This window comes from Oribacterium sp. oral taxon 108 str. F0425, from assembly GCF_000214455.1.
GTDB classification, from domain to species: Bacteria; Bacillota; Clostridia; order Lachnospirales; family Lachnospiraceae; genus Oribacterium; species Oribacterium asaccharolyticum.
The window spans coordinates 1,339,681-1,359,361 of the sequence record NZ_AFIH01000001.1; the positions used below are offsets into that span (position 1 = coordinate 1,339,681).

The window sequence follows — 19,681 nt, forward strand, 5'->3', positions numbered from 1 at the left end:
CTATAGCGAAGAAAATAGAATTTTGAGAAATGGAAATCATTAGTGGAGAAAAACTGTTTTTATTCTTAACAAGTGGCTAAGGCGAAGCCTGAGACATCTTGTTTTAAGAATGAAAATGGATAGCGAAGAAAATTAGCAATGGAAATAGGAGAGGAACGGTATGGAAAATGCAAGGGGCAATTGTATAAAATATGGGGACAATGTCGATACGGATGTGATTATTCCGGCGCGTTACCTGGCAATTCAGGACCGAAGTCTTCTGGCGACACATGCGATGGAGGATATCGATAAGGACTTCCATAAAAAGATGAAAAAGGGCGACATCCTGATAGCCGGAAAGAACTTCGGTTGCGGTTCCTCCAGGGAGCATGCTCCGCAGGTATTAAAGGACTCCGGCGTTTCCTGTATTATTGCGGAGAGCTTTGCCAGAATTTTCTTCCGAAATGCCATAAACATCGGTCTTGCCATTGTAGAATCCCCGGATGCGGCAAAGGAAATCAAAGAGGGAGACGAAGTGGAAGTGGATTTTTCTGCCGGGAGAATTCGGGATATCAGTAGCGGTAAAAGCTACGATATGGCAGTCTTTCCTCCCTTTTTACAGGATATGATTGATAAGGGAGGCCTCATTGCTTTTGTGAATGAGAGCTTGGAGAAAAATGGGAGATAATGTATTGGTAATAAGGAATAGTTATACTTTTTGATTTTTAATCGTGATATAGAGTATATAGCCTGGCGGTAAAATGCCAGGCTGTATTTATTACAAAATATAATTTTTGCTATTTTTAAATTATGATAGTAAAAATAATTTAATCAAAACTCTCTTGATATAGTTTTTGTGCTTTGCTAAGCGCTTCCTTTATGGTTTGTGCACCACTTAAGCTGTTTTTAACTGCCATCCCTAAAATGCTTAGGAATTTGCGTTCATCGAAAGGGTGAAGTTTAGATGGAGGGACGCGCCTTCCATTAACGCTATTGAAACTATTCTTTACAAGATTAAGCCAAGGATAGTAGTTTGTTATTTCATAGTTATCATATGTTTCCATGCAAGGAGAAACACTACCAAGCAAAGTGCCTGCGGATGCAACCGGCTCGCTACAGATCCAACGGATAAAAGAAAGCGCTTCCCGAGGATGCTCTGTATATTTTGAAATTCCCAGTGCTCCTCCTCCTATGGGAGGATTGTTTCCGGGAGGGAGAGTGAATCCGATATTACCGATTACTTTGGAACTGCTTTTTAGTATTTCAGATGCAAAGTTACTGTATAGGATTGCCATTGCAACATCTCCTTCGGAAAAGGTGGAGGCAGTATCTGTCCACCAATTACAATTCTTTGTAGTTGAAAAATCCTTTAAATCAATTAATTCCTGCATAGCCTCTATAGAAGTCTTTGAATCTAATTGAACTATATTTTCTGTGTTATATAGATTTTTCTGATGGCTAAAAAGCCTGCTTAGATACTCTGAGCTTGCTACACCGGTGGAACCGAGAGTTAAAGTTGCACCATATTGTACGGGAGAGTCAGGATTAAATGCTCTTGTAAAGAATCGGGCAACTTTGTTGAATTCTTTAAAAGTACAGGGGACCGATAAACTTTCCTTATATTGTTCCCAGTATGTTCTCTTCAAAACAGGACTTTCAAATAGATCCTTTCTATAAAATAGAAGTTGCATACTTGGGGTCATGGGAAGGCAATAAAGTTTTCCGTTTACATAAGAATAGTGGTTGCTGAGGTTTGGAATAAAAGAGTGCATGTCTTCTACTATAGTAGAGTCAATTTGCTCTAAAGGTTGCAGAATTTTTTCAGCAAACCAAGAGAGCCATGTTACATCCAGACGAAGAATATCAAATATGGAATCTTTATTCATTGCGTTAAATGCTTCATAGATTTCATTGTAGGAGTAGATAGAGATATGGACCGGTACACCGGTTTTTTTTGTGTATAAATGGGCAAGATGCTGTAAGGCATACGAAGAAGGATCATCCAGAGTTAATACGTGTAACGGGTGTTTAGCCATATTTATCGTAAGATGAGAAAACCAATCACGAAAGCCGGTTTCTTTCAAAATCTCGAATGAAGACGAACTTGAAGGAGTAGATATAATCTTAATTAATTTTTTTGCGGCAGCATTGCCTAGCTTACTATAATTCAGTTCATATTTTATAAAGTCATTTTCGGGTAAAGTAAATAAAGGAGATACTGCATAAATAGGTAGTTGTTTCTCGGAATTATGAAAAGAGGAATAAATATCTTTCACACTTTCTGCAAAGCCATAATTGGATATAAAGATAGCTTCTAAGCGTTTACCATTAAAGATGTGAATGATATTCTGTTTTTGTCGATAAATATCTGTTTGTACATGATTAACATAACATGTACTTTTGGAAATAATTTCCATAAAGCCATTATAAAAATCAAGCTCATTTGCGAGGGCAAGAGAGCCTGTTAAGAGACAAATAGAATGATAGTTTTTTTCAACTGCTTTTTTCGCCAGCTCTTGTCCGGCTTTTTTATAATCAAAGCCGATAAAAACATCACTGAAATCAGGTTTTCTCTCAACAAATAAGATATTATTTGTCGAGTTTGATGAATCAAGTGCTATATCGTAAGGGGTAATCTCATTTTTGTTTTTAAAACAGGTAAAAGTTGCAATACCACAAGCCATATATGAGCGTAATTGTTGTATTGCATTTATTTCCGTATCACGATTATTGTCATTGTTTAGTTCTAGGAGAACGCTGTAGTTTTGGCTTTCTGCATAATGCTTAAAACTCAGATAAAAATCAATATATTGTTTTGAACGTAAATTAGGCAAGATTACACCGAGCAAATTACTTTGTCCTTTTCTAAGAAATTTTGCACGTTCATTTGGAATATATCCTAAGGTTAAGGCTGCATCCATAACTAATTTTATTTTTTCACTGCTTACATTACCTTTTCCGTTTAGCACATTAGAAACGGTTCCTTGTGCAACTCCAGCATATTTAGCTATGTCTTTAATGGTTACCATATCTTTTTCCTTTATGTATGATCAAGAGGAGAAATACCTTCCTCTTACAAATAAAAGTGAATTTCCTTTTCGATACATTTTATCATAAAATAAAATAATCATACATAAGAATACAAAACTAAGAAATATATTTGTATATAATTCTACAAACTAAATATTTCGTTTATATCAACTTATATATATCAAAGCCAAAATTATCAAATAAAATAATCAATTGAAACAAAAAATAAATTGAATCGTTTCAAAAATAGTGTTAGAATACTTACATCGTAGATTGGCCGTATTTTAGGAGGAGGTTTTTTATGAAAAAGGTGAAAAAAGTCGTAGCTTTGGGCTTGACATCTCTCATTGGGATGAGCACTATTCTTTCCGGTTGTGGAGGTGGAAACAATAGTGGAACAGACACCAAGGCAGAGCAAAAGGCTGAAAGCACAGATAAAGGAGCGAATGAAGCAGGAGATTCTGGTGCGTTACATCTCACTTTTTATTATCCGGTAAATGTAGGTGGTTCAGCGGCAGCATTGATTGAAAAGATTTGTTCAGATTTTAATGCAGAAAATAAAGATATCGTAGTGGAACCTGTTTATACCGGAAACTATGATGATACGGTAACTAAAATTCAGACTGCAGTGCAAGGCGGAACACCACCTGACCTTTTTGTAAGTTTAGCTACACAGCGTTTTACGATGGCATCAACCGGAATGGCTATGCCTCTGGATGACCTTATTGCATCCGATGACGAAGGCAAGTCCTATATTGATGATTTTCTCCCCAGCTTTATGGAAGATTCTTATGTAGATGGAAAAATTTATTCTATTCCGTTTCAAAGGAGCACGGAGATTCTTTACTACAACAAGGATAAGTTCAAAGAAGCTGGTTTAGATCCTGAGTCTCCACCTACAAACTGGGACGAACTCCTGGAGGACGCGAAGAAATTAACAAATGATAATTGCTATGGAGTGGGAATTGCTTTGAATTCCGGATCAGCTCAGTGGACATTTACAGGATTTTCTCTTGAAAATAGCGAAAAGGGAAAGATGCTGATGAGCGAAGATGGTAAGAAGGTTTTCTTTAACACTCCTGAGAATGTAGAAGCTCTTCAGTTTTGGTTAGACTTACAGAATAAGCACAAGGTTATGGCAGAGGGCGTAGTGCAGTGGACAGATTTGCCGACTCAGTTCTTGGCAGGGGAAGTGGCAATGATGTATCACACTACCGGAAATATCGCCAATATTAATAAGAATGCTACCTTTGAATATGGAACGTGCTTTATGCCCGGCAAAAAGCAATTTGGTGCAGCGACTGGCGGGGGGAATTTTTATATTTCCAGTGGAATTTCTGAAGAACGTGTGAAGGCGGCATGGAAATTTATTAAGTTTGCAACAGCTACGGAGAAAGCTGCACAATGGGCTCTTGATACAGGTTATGTTCCAACCAGAAAGTCCTGCTATGAAACAGACATGATTAAAAAGTATTATGAGGAAGTACCACAGGCGAAAGTTGCTTATGAGCAGTTACAGTATGCGAAACCGGAACTGACAACCTATAATGCAGCAGAAATTTGGAGAGTATTAAATGACAATATTCAATCCGCAGTGACCGGTGATGTTTCCGCAAAAGAAGCGCTCGATAATGCACAAACAGAGGCGGAAGGAATTTTGGAAGAATATCAGTAAAGTGTAATTTTTTAGAAGTCCGAATAATAGGGCTGAAACAAATAGTCATATGAGATATACCTTGGAAAAGGCTGGGATAACTAGAGATTTACCCTAAGAATTTTATCTCAGTCTTTTCTGTATCCGTTTTTGGAGAATTATTGGGGAAAGAAAATGAGTAATATGAGTAAAAGAAGAGAGAAAAAGGAGCAGATTGAAGCTCTTTTACTTATCGCACCGGCACTTCTTTTTATGGTGATATTTACAGTATTTCCTATTTTTAGAAGTATATATTTAAGCTTATGCAAGTATAAGATGGGAATGCAAGTACCGGAATTTATCGGCTTACAAAACTATCAGAAATTGTTTACATCTAAACTTTTCTGGAAGGTTATGAGGAATACAATAATTTTTGCATTAATAACTGTTGTTCCCAGTATGCTCGGTGGTTTAGGTCTTGCCGTGTTGGTTAAGCAAAAGGGAAAACATATCGGTTTTATTCGAACTGCTTATTTTTATCCCTGCGTTATGCCGATGATTGCAATTGCCAGTGTTTGGATGTTCATCTATATGGCTAAAAATGGCTTGTGGGATCAGATTGTCATGAGTTTTGGTGGAAAGCCGATGAATGTATTATCCAATAAAAATACAGTTTTGCCGGCTATGGCAGTAATGTATATATGGAAAGAGGCAGGATATCTGATGGTATTCTTTCTTTCAGGAATGCAGGCAATTTCTACAGAACTGATTGAAGCTGCAAAGATTGATGGAGCAAATAGCTGGCTGATTTTCAAGAAAATAACTATCCCTTTACTTGCACCTACTTTCTTATTTGTTTCGACGATTGCTTTTACGAACAGCTTCAAGTTGGTGGATCATGTCGTCATCATGACGGAAGGTGCCCCCAATAATGCGAGTACTTTGCTTTTGTATTATATCTATCAGCAAGGCTTTACAAATTTTAATTACGGTCTTTCCTCCGCATTAACTGTAATTATGTTGGTGCTTCTTCTTGTTGTTTCTCTTCCTCGATTTATTAGTCAGGATAAAAAAATTCACTATAATTAGGAGGAAAGAAGATGCATACAAAACTGATGAGAAATATCAAGGAATTTTTGGTGACGATTCTATCAATTCTTATTGCACTTGTTTGGATTGCACCTTTGTTTTGGTTAGTGGGTACAGCATTTACGAAGCCCAGCTTTAAGATGACTTTTCTTCCAAATACTGCTTTTACATTGGACAATCTAAAATATGTGTGGAATGCGATTCCATTCGGCAAGTATTACATTAATACATTGATTCTGGTAATTGTGACCTTTTGCGTCCAGTTTGTAACTTCTACACTGGCAGGTTATGCTCTTGCGGTAAAAGAGTTTAAGGGGAAAACCATTATCTTTGCCATTATTTTCATGCAAATTATCATTCCGAATGACGTCTTGATTACGCCTAATTTCATGACCTTATCGGATATGGGGCTGACCAATACGAAGCTTGGGATTATGCTTCCGTTCTATGGAAGTGCACTTGCTATCTTCCTTTTGAGACAGCATTTTAAGACAATTCCGAAGGCGTTAGCTGAGGCGGCAAAGATTGATGGAGCAAATACTTGGCAGACGATTTGGAAGGTTTATATGCCGACTGCAAAACCGGCTTACATGTCCTTTGCGGTAATTTCTGTTAGTTACCACTGGAACAACTATTTGTGGCCTTTGATTGTGACAAATTCTCCCGCGAATAGAACCTTAACCGTTGGACTTGCAATATTTGCGAAGTCAAAGGAAGCAAATATGCAATGGGCAAATGTTTGTGCTGCTACTTTTATCATTATTTTGCCTTTGCTGATAGCCTTCTTTATATTGCAGAGACAATTTATGGAGAGCTTTGTGAGCTCCGGAATAAAGGAGTAGATAGAACTATGAAATTACAGTTTCTTGGCATTGGTGCCTTCTGCTATCCGGCTTTTCGGAATACGAGTGCATATTTTGTGTACAAAGACAATTTGATTTTTCTGGATTTTGGGGAGACTGTTTTTGAAACGGTCATGAAAACACTGGATCTAAGGGCGTATCGTCAAATTTATATTGTTTTGACCCATCTTCATGCTGATCATGTGGGAAGTCTTGGAACAGTCTTATCCTATTGTAATTGCATCTTGCATAGAAAGCCTGTACTGATTCATCCACAACATAATATTTGTGCATTGCTTGATTTATTAGGGATAGTTCCGTCTTTCTACAGCTATCATGCTGATTTTTATGGACTGGTAGAAGGTATTTCCATAGAAGCTATTGAAGTTCAACACGCTCAAGATATGCGATGCTATGGATACAAGATAAGCTGTGAGGATATGTGCTTATATTACAGTGGAGATGCATCGGATATTCCGAATATTGTGTTACAGGATTTTTTAAGTAGAAAAATTGACGATATTTATCAGGATACTTCAACAATTAAAGAGGCATCTGCATCGCATTTATATTATATGCATTTAGAAGAGCTAATTCCTATGGAATTAAGGGAAAATGTGCATTGCATGCACTTGGACTGTGATTGTAGAGAGATGCTTAAAGAAAAAGGCTTTTCTATTGCAGGAGAGTGAAAAGAAGATAATAGAATCCATAAGGTTTTCTCAATGGATTGAAATTAAGGATAGATTTTAAAAGAGTATTTAATATTAACAAGGAAGGAGGACAGATAGGTTTATGAATTCAGGTTTTTTGCTTCGTATTTTTAATGGTCGGTCCTCTGCATCGGATGTGATTATTCCCATTGCGTTAATGCTCTTTTCCGGGTTTGCCCTTACTAGAGTGACGAAGAGATTAAAGCTTCCGAATGTAACTGGCTATATTCTTGCAGGGATTTTGATTGGCCCTTTTGGCTTGAATTTAATCAGTGACAAACTGATTAATGGAACGGGGTTTATAGCGGATATCGCCCTTGCCTTTATTGCTTTTAGTACAGGAGAATTTTTTACATTCTCTACCTTGAAGAAGAATGGTTTAAAGGTCTGCATTATTACTTTTCTGGAAGCTGCATTGGCATCTATTTTCGTTTTTGTATTGAGCTTTTCTGTCTTGAAGATGGATTTTGGCTTTGCACTTGTCCTTTCTGCATTGGCATCGACAACAGCTCCTGCATCAACGGTTATGACGATTCGACAGCTTGGGGCAAAAGGAGATTTTGTTAATACCTTGCTCCAGGTTGTTGCTTTGGATGATGTTTTTGGTTTGGTTGCTTATAGCATGGCTATTTCTCTTGCTGTTGCAGGAAAATCGGGGTCTTTTCAGATTTCTGCAGTAGTTATTCCTATTCTTGTGAATATTTTTGTATTGATATTAGGCGGACTGTTTGGAGCGTTGATGAAGCTTCTTATGCCAAAGAATCGCTCTACGGATAATCGATTGATTATTACGATTGCTCTTTTGTTCTGTTTTTGCGGAATTTGTGCCTTATTAGATGTCTCACCGCTATTGGGCTGTATGTCCATGGGAACTGTGTATATTAATATTACAGGAGATGATAAAATATTTAAACAGCTCAATTATTTTAGCCCTCCAATTCTTTTACTATTTTTTGTACGTTCCGGAGTGAATTTTAAAATCGATGCTTTGTTCCATCAGAGAGGTACAATTACTGGTGCATCGCTTCTGGTTGTTGGTGTTTCGTACTTTCTGGTTCGAATTTTGGGAAAATATGCCGGTTCTTTCTTAGGCTCTGCTTTAGTTGGAAAGAAGAAAGAAGTTAGAAATTATCTGGGTCTAGCCTTGATTCCACAAGCGGGGGTAGCTATAGGACTTTCTGCTCTCGGAGCAAGAATCCTTGGTGGAGAAGATGGAAGTGCTTTAGAGACAGTTATTCTTGCATCTAGTGTACTGTATGAGCTTATTGGTCCGGCATGTGCAAAGCTCGCACTTTATCTTTCCAAATCCTACGCAATCAGTCTGGAAGAGCGAGCAAAAGAAGCAGAAAATAAAAAGAAATGCAGAGTGGCGAGCTTGGTAACGTGAGGGGAATTGAGCAAAGCTTAGTTGGAGAAAAAGAAGTAATATTTGAGAGAAAAGATGTAGAAAAGCATCATAAATTTGTTGATGGAAAGAATAGAGAGAGTAACAAATCCCGCAATGAAGTAGAGCTTTTAATTGCACGTATTCAGGCAATTCAGCAAGATCTCCGAAGAGATGCCGAAAACATTTCCGAAGAGGAGAAAGCCTTTACAGAAGCTGCAGAAGAGCAGTGCGGAGCATAAATATGATATAGTTGTTGCGATGGTTGAGTTAGAAATATGAAAATGAAAGAAAGGAAAAGTAAATGGCTGAATCTTTAATGAATTTAAGCAGACAAAACTTGATTATTACCAAAGATATCAGTGTATTTGCTGTAATGCTACGTCTTTTTACAGTGGTTTTACTTTCCTCGATAATTGGTTTTGAGCGTGCAAGTAAGAGGCATTCTGCAGGACTTCGTACTTTTATTTTGGTATCCTTTTCATCTTGTATGACAATGATTTTGGATTTGCTACTGATGAAGAATACAAATCTTCATTTTCCGGTATTGTCTGCTTTTGCATTATTCAGCATTGCTACCGTCAGTTGTCGGACGATTCTTTACAGCTCAAGGAATCAGATTAAGGGGTTAACAACTGCAATTGCTTTATGGACCTGTGCTCTTATTGGACTCAGTGCAGGAGCAGGGCTGTATTTTATCTGCATTATTGAGTTTATGATGTTACTTGGCATATTGTCCTATTTGCCAGGTTTGGAGCAGTATCTGAAGAATCGTTCAAATCACTTTGAAATTCATTTAGAACTAAAGAGCAGGCAGTATTTACGTGATTTTGTTACAACCATCCGTCGTTTGGGACTTCGAATTGATGACATTGAAAGAAACAGCGCCTATCACGGTGCGGGATTAAGTGTATATTCTGTAACCTTTACAATAGATAGTAAAGAGTTAAAAAAATACAAGACTCACAGTGAAATCATTGAAGCTCTATCAACGATTGACTATATTTGCCATATTGAAGAGATGCGATAAAAAGATTGAACAAACAAATCTATGTTAGAACACTCAAAAAATTAAGCAGGTATTCCACCGGATTTATGCTCTCAAAAGTATTTTCCTTAAAGGGAATAAAGCACTGTTTATCCTGATACGTTTTTTTGAAGACTTTCTCTCCTTCCTGAAATACCGGAAGAAAAGAGGTCTTCATTTTTTGATAGGCGGTTGAAGCCTTGGCCTTCTCCCGCATTTCCTTCGGGTACATATTGGCTAAGGACTTATGTACGGCGCGGTCTTCGGAGGGGATAAATTCGTAGTCTTTATAGTTTTTAAAAAAATAGCAAAGTTCTCCCTGATAGAGAGGAACAGTAAGAAAAAGAAACTTGTCTTTTATTTCTAAAAGATAGTTTTTCGGAGCAAGAGTAAGAGGGACGGGAACAGGAGAAGGAAGATAATACTGCAGGCAAAGTTTTTTAGCAGTACGACTTTTTTCCGCTTCTTCCAATTCTAATTTCTTGATTTGTAAACTGCTTTCCAATTCTAAGTGCGCGGTTTCTAAAGGGTTTTTCGTTTGATGATGGTATTTTATATTTTTTATTTCCTCGCTTTCCAAGATCTCTGCCCTCTGAAAATGGACATTCCCCAGAAAGATATTTTCATAAGCTAAACAGGAGAAGAGAGCCGGAAGGTTTTGGATATCCTCTCGATTATGAAGGAGCAACAAATTCTTTTTTCACTGTCTTTATTCTGTAAATATTCCCGGTATACGGAAATCAGTTCGCCTCCATTACACCGATCTTCACGATAAATGCCTAAAAACCGTTCACAGGATTTAAGAGAACAACTTTCCAATCCGTAAAATTTTTTCTTTTACGAATCAGTTTAAATAAATCAAGCTGTTTTAAATTCAGGTGAAGAGGAAGCTTTCCATAGGACTTGGCCATGGTCTCGATAAAACGGTTATCAAAGCCTTCTCCATTAAAGCTGATGAGAACTCTCTTTGTTTTACAAAGCTGAAAAAACTGTTCCAAAATTTCCTCTTCGTCACGGACGCTTTCGGCAAAATACTGGATGAATTCACTATTTTCTTTATGAAAAAGCAGTACACCAAGGAGATAAAGCTGAGAAGCCTTCGGATTAAGTCCTGTCGTTTCAATGTCATAGAGCAGGGCGTCTTCTAAGGAAACATTCCCAAAAGCAGGGGAGAGGAGGACTTCCAACGCAGCCCTATCTTCCGTATAAGCTAAATCTTTTCGAATGATTTCCATCTGTCCTCCACAAAATGCAAGATATTAAAAATATTTTTTATATTTTCACATTTATTTTCTGTTTTTTTGTTTTATAATAGGCAAGCATAGTTTATCACAAGAATATTTGAATTTTAAGTTTAAGGAGAAGAAAAATGAAGGAAGAAGAAAAGCAGGGAGGAGATATCTCAGAAAAGGTAGAGAAGCTTCTGAACGAAAAGCCGAAGAAGAAAAAAGGAAAGAAGAAGTGGATATTCCTCGGGCTTCTCCTTCTTTTTGTTCTTTTTATTTTGAAAAATTTATTGTTCCCGGGTAAGGCTACAGGGATGCTTGTCAATACGGAGAGTCTTTCCAAAGCGGATATTCAGGAAAAGCTCAGCGTTTCCGGTCCCGTTTCTGGTACCCAGTCTCAGCATGTTACTTCGGCACTCCATGCCAAGGTAAAGGAAATTCTAGTAAAGGAAGGAGACAAGGTCACGGAAGGACAGCTCATTGCAAAGCTCGATACCAAAGATGTGGAGGAAGCTTTGGAGGCGGCTAAGACTCAGGTTGATCTGGCAAAGGCCAATAAGGAAGATGCACAGAAGAATACTAAGGCAGAATATGCTAAAGTGCAGACTGCCTATAACAATGCGCTTCTCGATTTCCAGAGGAAGAGCAGCCTTTTGGAGAGCGGTGATATTTCCCAAAGCGAATATGAGCAGGCGGAAAGTGCCTTAAAGGATGCGAAGGCAAGTCTCGGAAGCTTCAAGGTAAGCGGAGGCAATGTGCAGGTTTCTGAGAGTTATGATTTGCAAATTAAGAGCGCGGAAGAAGGTTTAAAGAAGGCACAGAGTGCCGTAGATTCCGCTGAGATTAAAGCACCCATTTCCGGAACAATTACCAGAGTAAACGTGGAAGCTGGGCAGTTTGCGGATAACTTACAGGATGGAAAGCCCATGTTTACGGTAGAGAATCTGGATCAACTGGAACTTTCCATCAGCGTTTCCGAGTATTCCATCGGAAAGTTAAGTCTGGGACAGAAAGCGATTATCAGTGCAGATATCTTAGGAGACGAAAAGTTGGAAGGAGAGGTTTCTTCTATTTCTCCGACAGGAGAAGCCAAGGGAGGAAATACAGCTGAAAGAGTCATTCCGATAAAGATTAAAATTGACGGAGATAAAAAGGGACTTTTGTCCGGTATAACCGCTAAAGCCGATATCGTGCTTTCCGAGGCCAAGAATGTCTTTGTGGTTCCACTTTCCGCTGTGACAACGGGAGAAGACGGAAACAGTCAGATTTACTTTGTGGAAGACGGGAAGATTCATATTATCCCTGTAAAAACCGGCGTGGAAAGTGATGTTTCCGTAGAAGTCAGTCCTTTAAAGGAGGATGCAGCCTTTAAAGAGGGAGCCCATTTCGTAAGTGCTCCGGATCCAAGTCTTACCGAAGGATTAGTGGTTAGCGAGATGCCGAAGGACAGTACGGGAGAAAGTGTCAGTGCAAGTGAAAGCGGTGTTGTAGTAAAAACAAACTAGGATGAAAAAATGAATGATGTACTCATTGAATTAAGAGATTTAGTGAAAATATATGATACCGGAGCCGTAAAGGTCTTGGGACTCAATAAAATAAACCTGCAAATCAAAAGAGGCGAGTTTGTGGCCATCATGGGACAGTCCGGATCCGGAAAATCAACGCTCATGAATATACTGGGCTGTCTCGACAAGCCGACTCTAGGAAACTATTTTCTGGACGGAGAAGATGTTGCCGCCATGGATCCGAACACCTTAAATAAGGTTAGAAATGAGAAAATCGGATTTGTCTTCCAAAGCTTTAACTTGATCAGTCGCATGAGCGCCCTTAGAAATGTGGAAATCCCCATGATTTATGCGCATAAGAAGTCTCCGGCGGCGCGGCGTGAAAGAGCGGCAATGCTTCTGGAGAAGGTAGGGCTTAGCGGAAGAATCCACCATCAACCGAATGAAATGTCGGGAGGACAGAGGCAGCGTGTAGCCATTGCAAGAGCTCTCACCAATGAGCCGCCTCTGATTCTTGCCGACGAGCCGACAGGAAATCTGGATACGGCAAGCTCCGTGGAAATCATGGAAATGTTCTCCGCCCTCCATAAGGCAGGAGCAACCGTTGTCGTGGTTACGCATGAGGAAAATATTGCAGCCTATACGGACAGAATGCTTCGCTTTTCGGACGGAAAGCTCATTTCCGATAAGAAAAATGAGAATCCGACACCGGTTCGGGATTTGAGTATTTTCGAGGGTATGTATAAAGGAGAAAGTCATGTTTCTTGAGAATGTAAAGATGGCACTGGGGTCTCTTCGTGCCAATAAACTGCGCTCATTCCTGACGATGCTGGGTATTATTATCGGAATCGGTTCGGTGATTTCCATCGTTTCTATCGGAGACAGCATTCGAAAGATGTTCTCAGACCTTTATAAAAATTACGGTGTGACACAGGCTTCCATCATGATTAGTCCCTATATGGATTGGAATGATCTGCGAGACAGTGATGAATTCACTATGGATGATTTTAACAGTTTTAAAAGGATTTTCGGCAGTCGTCTCGACTATGCGGATAATAGCCCCTATGAAAGCATTGATGTCAAAGTCGGAAGAAACCGACTGAAGGTAGGCCTGTCCGGTGTAGAGTACAATTTTATCGATTTTCAGCCTTTAAAAATTTTAAACGGAAGGACATTTTCGGAGAAGGACGTGAGTGAGAGGAAGCCTGTCGTCATGATTTCCGAGAACACTGCACTGAAGCTTTTCGGTACCGAAAATGCCACAGGAAAGCATTTTCGAGCGGACTTTCATGGAGAGGTACAGGATTTTTCCGTTATCGCGGTTTATAGAAGAGATTTGAGTCCTATTGAAAAACTGCTTATGGGCTCGCAGGACAAAAACGGAGAGGCCTTTGTGCCATGGACGATACTTACCGGACCTGCAGATTCTTTCTCTACGATTCGCTATTATGGGAAAAAGAATTTTACAGTAGAGGAAATGAATAGCTTGAATACGGATATCAAGAATTATTTTTCCCGTGTGAAAAATCGAAAACCCGAGGACTGGTATATTTCTTCCGTTCAGGATGAAATGAAACAGGTGGATGGTGTCATGGGCGGTCTCTCTGCGGCAATTGGCGGCATTGCGGCGATTTCCCTTCTGGTTGGCGGTATCGGGATTATGAATATCATGCTGGTAACGGTTACGGAGAGAACGAGAGAAATCGGTATCCGAAAGGCGCTTGGTGCAAGCCGGGAGGATATTCTCGTGCAGTTCCTTACGGAATCGGCACTGCTTTCCGCACTGGGAGGGCTTATCGGCGTGATTCTTGCGAGTGCGCTTGTACATCTTGGGGCTATGGCCTTTAATTTAACCGTAGTGGTAAAGCCCGGAATTGTAATTATAGCAGTTGTCTTTTCCGCCATTGTCGGTGTATTTTTCGGAATCTACCCTGCCAATAAGGCCGCAAAGGAAGATCCGATTGTGGCACTTCGATATGAATAATTATACTCCAATATGAATAATGGCGTTTCGATTGGAATAATTGTACTTCGATATACATTATGGCAATTCGATAAGAATATTGTATTTTGCTTTGAATAAGAAGTAGCGGATAAGATAAAAAGAGGCTATACTGATATAGTTAATATCTATTTTTAAGATTATAAAGAGTCATATATTTTAAGGAGGAGCGCAATGACAATCAGAGAGGCTATGGAGAAAAGACACATGGTAAGAAAGTATAAGGATACTGTTTTACCGGAGGAAATTGTAAAGAAGCTGAATGAAAGAATCGAGGCTTTAAATAAAGAGCATCATTTAAATCTGGTACTGCGTACGGAAGACGGTACCGCCTTTGCAGAGTTAATCGATAAGCTGATCACGAAGAATGCCAAGAACTTCATTATCCTTGCTGCAGATCCAGCTGAAGGGGTAGAAGAGAAAATCGGCTATGCCAGTGCAGACATCATGCTCTATGCGCAGGAACTCGGTTTAAATACCTGGTGGGTAGGCGCAAGCTTTAATAAGGATGCAGTAAAGAAGGAGTGTCCGGATCATACGGTATACGGTGTGATTTCCATCGGCTACGGTGAGGAACAGGGAAGTGTGCATCACAGTAAGGATGACTTCGAGGTCTGCTCCTACGAAGGAGAGGCACCGCAGTGGTTTAAGGACGGTGTAGAGTATGCTCTTATGGCGCCGACTGCCTTCAACCGTCAGTCCTTCTACATTAAAGGAAAGGGCAATACCGTTCACTTTGAGTATAAGGCAGGAGAGTTCCAGGGGATTGATACCGGACTTGTAAAGTATCACTTTGAAGCGGCTGCCGGAAAAGAAAACTTCGAGTGGGCTTAAGGATTAGAATTTTAGCTTAAAGAAAGTTTCTGTTAAAAAAATAAAAAACATATAGTTTTGATGCAGTATAGGTCTGAAAGCGTGCCCCACTTTCAGACCTATACTGCTTAGAAGATGTATTTTATATTTACATTCTATGTTTTAGTGATTTCTGTGTAGAAAGGCTGGAGTATACCTAAGCAAGACATAAGTAAAAGGAGTACTCAATGGCTTTTCTTTCCGTTGAGAAAACCCCGCTTTTATGCTAGACTATTTCGGATTGGAGAAAATATGATTCGTTTTGTACATGGGATTTTGAGAGAGAAAAAAGAGGATAGTCTGATTATAGAGGCCGGGGGCTTGGGGTATGGCGTAAGAGTGCCGATTTCCGTGCTTTCGGAAGCCCCTCCTATTGGAGAAGAGCTTCTCTTACATACCTATTTTTCTGTACGGGAAGACGGACAGGACTTGTTCGGTTTTTTTACGGAGAAGGATAGAGACTTTTTCATGCAACTGATTTCGGTTTCGGGAATCGGAGCGAAGACCGCTCTCGGGATTCTCTCCTGTTTTAGAAGAGAAGAGCTGATTGCGCTGATTCTTTCAGCGGACAGTAAGCGTATTCAAAAGGCACCGGGTCTCGGAAAGAAGTCTGCAGAACGTTTGATACTCGAATTAAAGGATAAATTACAGGTAGAAGATGCGCTACCCGGGGCTGTGGAGCCTGAAGAGCCGCTTTCAGGAGGCTTTAGTGAAGCCATGCAGGAAGCAATGGAAGCCTTGCTTTCTCTTGGCTATAAGCAGGGGGAGGCAAGGATAGCCATCGTTAAGACGCCGAATGTAGAGGAGATGAATGCGGAAGAAATACTACGCTCCGCCTTACGGAAACTCGCTTTTTAAGGAATGGGCATGGAAAGAAGACTAATTCAGACAGAAGAAAGCCGGGAAGATTTGGTTTATGAACCGAAGATTCGTCCCAAAATGCTTTCCGACTATATAGGGCAGGAAAAGCTGAAGGAAATGCTCTCGATTTATATCGAAGCGGCAAAAAAGAGAAAACAGAGCTTGGATCATTGCCTTTTTTACGGTCCTCCCGGACTTGGAAAGACGACGATTTCCAATATCATTGCGAACGAACTCGGTGTAAATTGCAAGATTACCTCGGGGCCGGCGATTGAAAAACCGGGAGAGATGGCTGCCATTTTAAACAGTCTTTCCGAGGGAGATGTACTCTTTGTCGATGAGATTCACAGATTGAATCGTCAGGTGGAGGAAGTGCTTTATCCTGCCATGGAGGATTTTGCAATCGATGTCCTTCTTGGAAAGGAAAGCAGTACCCGTTCCCTTCGTTTAGAGCTTCCTCATTTTACTTTAATCGGTGCAACAACAAGAGCCGGCCTTTTATCTGCCCCCTTAAGAGATCGTTTCGGAATCATCAGTAAGCTGGAATTTTACAAGAAGGAAGAGCTTACGAAAATTGTGCTTCGCAGTGCCAAGGTACTTTCCGTTCCGATTGAAGAGGACGGGGCAAAGAGTATTGCGATGCGCTCGAGAGGAACACCGAGACTTGCCAATCGTCTGCTTCGCAGAATCCGGGATTTTGCGGATGTAAAGTACGACGGCGTGATTACCAAAGAAGTGGCAGAGGAAAGTCTGGATTTACTGAATGTCGATAAGTTGGGCCTCGATCAAAATGACAGAGCCTATCTTACGGCAATTGTGGATAAATATTCCGGAGGTCCGGTAGGCCTCGAAACTTTGGCAGTCAGTCTCGGAGAAGACAGCGGAACGGTAGAGGATATGATTGAGCCGTATCTTTTACTGCAAGGCCTCATTGATCGCACGAAAAGAGGCAGAGTCGCAACAGAAAGTGCATACAGACATTTAGGTCTGGTCCAATAATCGGGAAAAGGTGAGAAGCAATGGGAGATAAAAATACAGTAGATGTAATCATTGACGGAAAAATAGTCAGGGTAAGCGGAACGGAGTCGGAGGCCTATCTTGTCAGTGTTTCCAATTACTTAAACGCAAAGATTACCTCCTTTAAAAAGGAATTTAAGAACTACAGATTATTGGATGAGGATCTTCGCTCCATTCTCTTGCAACTCAACATTTGTGATGACCTTTTTCAGGAGCAGGCTAAGACAGAAAAGGCGGAGCAGGAAAAGGAAGAGCTGGAGAAGGAGATTTATTCCTTAAAGCATGATCTGGTTAAGTCGCAGATGAAGCTGGACGGTGTCTTACAGGAGCTCGAAAAGGCACAGAAGAGATTGTTTGAGACAGAAGGAAATAAAGGAGAAAAATAATGGGGGAAAAATACAGGGCGGAGCTTTTAGCACCTGCCGGTTCCCTTTCAGTTTGTAAGGCTGCGGTTTTTGCCGGAGCCGATGCTGTTTATATGGGTGGACAGAAATATTCGGCAAGAGCCTTTGCGAAGTCCTCCGTATCGGAAGAAGATGAACTCCTCTTAGCAATCGAGTTTTGCCATCTCTATGGGGTGAAGCTTTTTATGACGGTGAATACGCTGTTTAAGGAGAGCGAACTGGAAAACCTTCCGGAATATATGGATCCTTATGTAGAAGCGGGAGTGGATGCCGTCATTGTGCAGGATCTCGGGGTAGCCAAAGTTTTGAAGGAGACTTATCCGGATTTACCCCTGCATGCCAGTACCCAGATGACAGCCAACACGAGAGAGGCGGTTTCGCTCCTCTCTTCTTTTGGTATGGAGAGAATTGTGTTGTCAAGAGAACTATCTCTTAAAGATATTTCCGATATTTATGAGTCTACCGGAGCGGAGCTGGAAGTTTTTGTGCATGGCGCGATGTGCTACAGCTATTCCGGTGCCTGCTTTATGTCCTCTCTTCTCGGAGGGAGATCCGGAAACAGAGGAAGATGTGCGGGAACCTGCCGCCTGCCATATACTACAGCCGGGAAAAAGGGAAATTTCCTGAGTATGAAGGATATGAATACACTGGATTCTTTAGAGGAGATTTTAAAAGCCGGTGCCTATTCTTTGAAAATTGAGGGAAGAATGAAGTCGGAACTGTATACGGCAACCGTAGTTTCCGTTTACCGGAAATACCTTGATTTAGCCTTAAAGGGGGAAAGTTATACGGTTTCCGATCAGGACAGAAAACTTTTAAAGGCGGTGTATGACCGAGGGGGAGAGACTTCCTATTTATATCAGCACAATGCAAAGGACATGATTGCTCTCGTAGACCGTCCTTTTCGAAAGGAAGAGGAAGAACTTACCGCTTTTCTTCGAAAATCCATGGAAGAGCGGGAAAGAAAGCTTCCCCTATCTATGGAGCTTAAGGTGGAGAGCGGTGCAGTTTTAGAGCTGTCCTTGGAACAGGAAGATATTCGAATCAGCGTATTTGGAGAGCAGCCCGTGGAGAAAGCGAAGCAGAGAGCCACATCGAAGGACGAAATGGAAAAGCAGCTCTTAAAGCTCGGAAACAGCTGCTTTTATCCGAAAGCTTTGCGTATTACAGGAGAAGAAGAGGTATTTATTCCCCTTTCCGCCTTAAATGCCTTAAGGAGAGAGGGATGTGAAAGAGTAAGGGAGGCTATTCTTGCCAAATTTAGACGAAATCCGAGAAATCGGGAGTTTAACGGTATCCGTTGAAAGAGAAGAGCAGCTGGAAGCATGCCTCAAGGTGAAGAATATTCAGCGTATTTATTTGGATGAAGCTTCTTTTTCGGAGGAGGAAATCCGGCGTTTTGCCAAGAAAATAAAAGAAAGAGGGATAGAAGCTGCGCTTCGATTTCGAAGAATTGAAAGACGGGAAGACCCGGGAAAGTCCTGCCTTTCCTGGCTTACGGAAAATGATGAAACTTCTCTTTTTTCCGCCTTTTTGTTTCGGAGCTTAGATCAGGTTTCGGTCTTACAGAGAGTGGAAAGAAAAAACTTTCACTCCGTTTTTGATTATACGCTTTACAGCTACAATGCCTCTGCTTTAGAGGTTTGGAAGGATTTTAGTGCAGAGACCGTGACTTTCCCGATAGAGCTGAATTTCCGGGAGGATAAAGACTTTTCCTCTTGGGCAAACAAAGCCGGTCTTTCGACTGAGCTTCTCTTTTATGGACATCTTCCTATGATGGTGAGTGCCAACTGTGTTGAAAAAACAAGAAACGGATGCACGAAAAAGAACCATATTTTAGGATTAAAAGATAGACAAAATAAAGAATTATCTGTACGTTTGTATTGTAAATTCTGCTATAATCAAATCTTCAATGCCGATGTTTTTTCTTTATTCGGTTTGGAAAAAGAAGTGGCAGCCCTTAAGCCCGACAGCCTTCGCCTGGAGTTCACGGTGGAGAGTAAAAATGAAGTGGAAGAGGTTCTTCAGGGAAAGATGAATAAGAGTTTTACCAGAGGGCATTTTCATAAAGGAATTGAGTAGAGGTAGAGAAATTCAGGAAAGAAACAGTTCGGAAA

Annotated in this window: 21 protein-coding genes; 17 read left to right on the top strand and 4 right to left on the bottom strand. The window is 40.4% G+C overall.

The window, feature by feature from the left end; all coding sequences use genetic code 11:
- Nucleotides 1-160: 160 nt before the first annotated feature.
- Complete coding sequence (locus HMPREF9124_RS06355) at nt 161-667, top strand: 3-isopropylmalate dehydratase small subunit (RefSeq protein WP_009429502.1); 507 nt, start codon at nt 161-163, stop codon at nt 665-667.
- A gap of 139 nt (nt 668-806) precedes the next feature.
- On the opposite strand, the gene HMPREF9124_RS06360 is transcribed toward HMPREF9124_RS06355, so the two are convergent.
- Nucleotides 807-3,008, bottom strand: coding sequence for an extracellular solute-binding protein (locus tag HMPREF9124_RS06360; RefSeq protein ID WP_009427683.1), 2,202 nt, complete (start codon nt 3,006-3,008; stop codon nt 807-809).
- Nucleotides 3,009-3,310: 302 nt separating this feature from the next.
- On the opposite strand from HMPREF9124_RS06360, the gene HMPREF9124_RS06365 reads away from it, so the two are divergent.
- From HMPREF9124_RS06365 to HMPREF9124_RS06395, 7 genes are all read left to right on the top strand, one after another.
- Nucleotides 3,311-4,684 carry an ABC transporter substrate-binding protein gene (locus tag HMPREF9124_RS06365; protein ID WP_009429728.1) on the top strand — a complete coding sequence of 458 codons (1,374 nt, stop codon included), beginning with the start codon at nt 3,311-3,313 and terminating at the stop codon, nt 4,682-4,684.
- A 153-nt stretch (nt 4,685-4,837) separates the two neighbouring features.
- A complete protein-coding gene (locus HMPREF9124_RS06370) occupies nt 4,838-5,731 on the top strand; it encodes a carbohydrate ABC transporter permease (RefSeq protein WP_009427656.1) in 894 nt (297 codons plus the stop codon).
- 26 nt (nt 5,732-5,757) lie between these two features.
- Entirely contained in the window at nt 5,758-6,573 is an 816-nt protein-coding gene (locus HMPREF9124_RS06375) for a carbohydrate ABC transporter permease (RefSeq protein ID WP_036598018.1), read from the top strand.
- 8 nt (nt 6,574-6,581) lie between these two features.
- Nucleotides 6,582-7,265 (top strand): MBL fold metallo-hydrolase, encoded by a 684-nt coding sequence (locus tag HMPREF9124_RS06380; RefSeq protein WP_009428359.1) that lies wholly within the window; start codon nt 6,582-6,584, stop codon nt 7,263-7,265.
- Between the two features lie 103 nt (nt 7,266-7,368).
- Nucleotides 7,369-8,673 carry a cation:proton antiporter gene (locus HMPREF9124_RS06385; protein ID WP_009429049.1) on the top strand — a complete coding sequence of 435 codons (1,305 nt, stop codon included), beginning with the start codon at nt 7,369-7,371 and terminating at the stop codon, nt 8,671-8,673.
- Nucleotides 8,646-8,912 (top strand): hypothetical protein, encoded by a 267-nt coding sequence (locus HMPREF9124_RS06390; protein ID WP_139090284.1) that lies wholly within the window; start codon nt 8,646-8,648, stop codon nt 8,910-8,912. Before HMPREF9124_RS06385 ends, HMPREF9124_RS06390 begins: the two co-directional genes overlap by 28 nt.
- A gap of 62 nt (nt 8,913-8,974) precedes the next feature.
- Nucleotides 8,975-9,700 (top strand): MgtC/SapB family protein, encoded by a 726-nt coding sequence (locus tag HMPREF9124_RS06395; protein WP_009428217.1) that lies wholly within the window; start codon nt 8,975-8,977, stop codon nt 9,698-9,700.
- Nucleotides 9,701-9,719: 19 nt separating this feature from the next.
- Here the strand turns inward: HMPREF9124_RS06395 and HMPREF9124_RS12320 are convergent, their stop codons facing one another.
- From HMPREF9124_RS12320 to HMPREF9124_RS12330, 3 genes are read right to left on the bottom strand one after another with little or no spacing between them, the layout of a single operon-like run.
- Nucleotides 9,720-10,277 (bottom strand): hypothetical protein, encoded by a 558-nt coding sequence (locus HMPREF9124_RS12320; protein WP_242821566.1) that lies wholly within the window; start codon nt 10,275-10,277, stop codon nt 9,720-9,722.
- Between the two features lie 50 nt (nt 10,278-10,327).
- Nucleotides 10,328-10,516, bottom strand: coding sequence for a ribonuclease H-like domain-containing protein (locus HMPREF9124_RS12860; RefSeq protein WP_242821567.1), 189 nt, complete (start codon nt 10,514-10,516; stop codon nt 10,328-10,330).
- Complete coding sequence (locus HMPREF9124_RS12330; RefSeq protein ID WP_009429284.1) at nt 10,477-10,932, bottom strand: ribonuclease H-like domain-containing protein; 456 nt, start codon at nt 10,930-10,932, stop codon at nt 10,477-10,479. The genes HMPREF9124_RS12860 and HMPREF9124_RS12330 overlap by 40 nt, the downstream gene beginning before the upstream one ends.
- Nucleotides 10,933-11,066: 134 nt before the next feature.
- Between HMPREF9124_RS12330 and HMPREF9124_RS06410 the strand changes: the two genes are divergently transcribed.
- The 9 genes from HMPREF9124_RS06410 (at nt 11,067) to HMPREF9124_RS06450 (ending at nt 19,646) form a co-directional block, all read left to right on the top strand.
- Nucleotides 11,067-12,428, top strand: coding sequence for an efflux RND transporter periplasmic adaptor subunit (locus HMPREF9124_RS06410; RefSeq protein ID WP_009429802.1), 1,362 nt, complete (start codon nt 11,067-11,069; stop codon nt 12,426-12,428).
- 9 nt (nt 12,429-12,437) lie between these two features.
- Entirely contained in the window at nt 12,438-13,196 is a 759-nt protein-coding gene (locus tag HMPREF9124_RS06415; protein ID WP_009428739.1) for an ABC transporter ATP-binding protein, read from the top strand.
- Entirely contained in the window at nt 13,186-14,412 is a 1,227-nt protein-coding gene (locus tag HMPREF9124_RS06420) for an ABC transporter permease (protein WP_009428018.1), read from the top strand. Before HMPREF9124_RS06415 ends, HMPREF9124_RS06420 begins: the two co-directional genes overlap by 11 nt.
- A 192-nt stretch (nt 14,413-14,604) precedes the next feature.
- On the top strand, nt 14,605-15,264 hold the full coding sequence (locus HMPREF9124_RS06425) for a nitroreductase family protein (RefSeq protein ID WP_009428882.1): 660 nt from the start codon (nt 14,605-14,607) through the stop codon (nt 15,262-15,264).
- A gap of 270 nt (nt 15,265-15,534) precedes the next feature.
- Nucleotides 15,535-16,140, top strand: coding sequence for a Holliday junction branch migration protein RuvA (ruvA, locus tag HMPREF9124_RS06430; RefSeq protein WP_009429574.1), 606 nt, complete (start codon nt 15,535-15,537; stop codon nt 16,138-16,140).
- Between the two features lie 9 nt (nt 16,141-16,149).
- Nucleotides 16,150-17,142, top strand: a complete 993-nt coding sequence (gene ruvB, locus HMPREF9124_RS06435) for a Holliday junction branch migration DNA helicase RuvB (protein WP_009428439.1) — start codon at nt 16,150-16,152, stop codon at nt 17,140-17,142.
- A 20-nt stretch (nt 17,143-17,162) separates the two neighbouring features.
- Nucleotides 17,163-17,546, top strand: a complete 384-nt coding sequence (locus HMPREF9124_RS06440) for a cell division protein ZapA (RefSeq protein WP_009427924.1) — start codon at nt 17,163-17,165, stop codon at nt 17,544-17,546.
- A complete protein-coding gene (locus tag HMPREF9124_RS06445; RefSeq protein ID WP_009428118.1) occupies nt 17,546-18,868 on the top strand; it encodes a peptidase U32 family protein in 1,323 nt (440 codons plus the stop codon). The genes HMPREF9124_RS06440 and HMPREF9124_RS06445 overlap by 1 nt, the downstream gene beginning before the upstream one ends.
- Nucleotides 18,816-19,646 carry a hypothetical protein gene (locus HMPREF9124_RS06450; protein WP_036597693.1) on the top strand — a complete coding sequence of 277 codons (831 nt, stop codon included), beginning with the start codon at nt 18,816-18,818 and terminating at the stop codon, nt 19,644-19,646. The genes HMPREF9124_RS06445 and HMPREF9124_RS06450 overlap by 53 nt, the downstream gene beginning before the upstream one ends.
- Nucleotides 19,647-19,681 lie beyond the last annotated feature (35 nt).

Excerpts from the sequence above, each read along its gene's own strand:
- HMPREF9124_RS06355 (WP_009429502.1), top strand. The coding sequence starts at position 161 with ATGGAAAATGCAAGGGGCAATTGTATAAAATATGGGGACAATGTCGAT.
- HMPREF9124_RS06360 (WP_009427683.1), bottom strand. The coding sequence starts at position 3,008 with ATGGTAACCATTAAAGACATAGCTAAATATGCTGGAGTTGCACAAGGA.
- HMPREF9124_RS06365 (WP_009429728.1), top strand. The coding sequence starts at position 3,311 with ATGAAAAAGGTGAAAAAAGTCGTAGCTTTGGGCTTGACATCTCTCATT.
- HMPREF9124_RS06370 (WP_009427656.1), top strand. The coding sequence starts at position 4,838 with ATGAGTAATATGAGTAAAAGAAGAGAGAAAAAGGAGCAGATTGAAGCT.
- HMPREF9124_RS06375 (WP_036598018.1), top strand. The coding sequence starts at position 5,758 with ATGAGAAATATCAAGGAATTTTTGGTGACGATTCTATCAATTCTTATT.
- HMPREF9124_RS06380 (WP_009428359.1), top strand. The coding sequence starts at position 6,582 with ATGAAATTACAGTTTCTTGGCATTGGTGCCTTCTGCTATCCGGCTTTT.
- HMPREF9124_RS06385 (WP_009429049.1), top strand. The coding sequence starts at position 7,369 with ATGAATTCAGGTTTTTTGCTTCGTATTTTTAATGGTCGGTCCTCTGCA.
- HMPREF9124_RS06390 (WP_139090284.1), top strand. The coding sequence starts at position 8,646 with ATGCAGAGTGGCGAGCTTGGTAACGTGAGGGGAATTGAGCAAAGCTTA.
- HMPREF9124_RS06395 (WP_009428217.1), top strand. The coding sequence starts at position 8,975 with ATGGCTGAATCTTTAATGAATTTAAGCAGACAAAACTTGATTATTACC.
- HMPREF9124_RS12330 (WP_009429284.1), bottom strand. The coding sequence starts at position 10,932 with ATGGAAATCATTCGAAAAGATTTAGCTTATACGGAAGATAGGGCTGCG.
- HMPREF9124_RS06410 (WP_009429802.1), top strand. The coding sequence starts at position 11,067 with ATGAAGGAAGAAGAAAAGCAGGGAGGAGATATCTCAGAAAAGGTAGAG.
- HMPREF9124_RS06415 (WP_009428739.1), top strand. The coding sequence starts at position 12,438 with ATGAATGATGTACTCATTGAATTAAGAGATTTAGTGAAAATATATGAT.
- HMPREF9124_RS06420 (WP_009428018.1), top strand. The coding sequence starts at position 13,186 with ATGTTTCTTGAGAATGTAAAGATGGCACTGGGGTCTCTTCGTGCCAAT.
- HMPREF9124_RS06425 (WP_009428882.1), top strand. The coding sequence starts at position 14,605 with ATGACAATCAGAGAGGCTATGGAGAAAAGACACATGGTAAGAAAGTAT.
- ruvA (WP_009429574.1), top strand. The coding sequence starts at position 15,535 with ATGATTCGTTTTGTACATGGGATTTTGAGAGAGAAAAAAGAGGATAGT.
- ruvB (WP_009428439.1), top strand. The coding sequence starts at position 16,150 with ATGGAAAGAAGACTAATTCAGACAGAAGAAAGCCGGGAAGATTTGGTT.
- HMPREF9124_RS06440 (WP_009427924.1), top strand. The coding sequence starts at position 17,163 with ATGGGAGATAAAAATACAGTAGATGTAATCATTGACGGAAAAATAGTC.
- HMPREF9124_RS06445 (WP_009428118.1), top strand. The coding sequence starts at position 17,546 with ATGGGGGAAAAATACAGGGCGGAGCTTTTAGCACCTGCCGGTTCCCTT.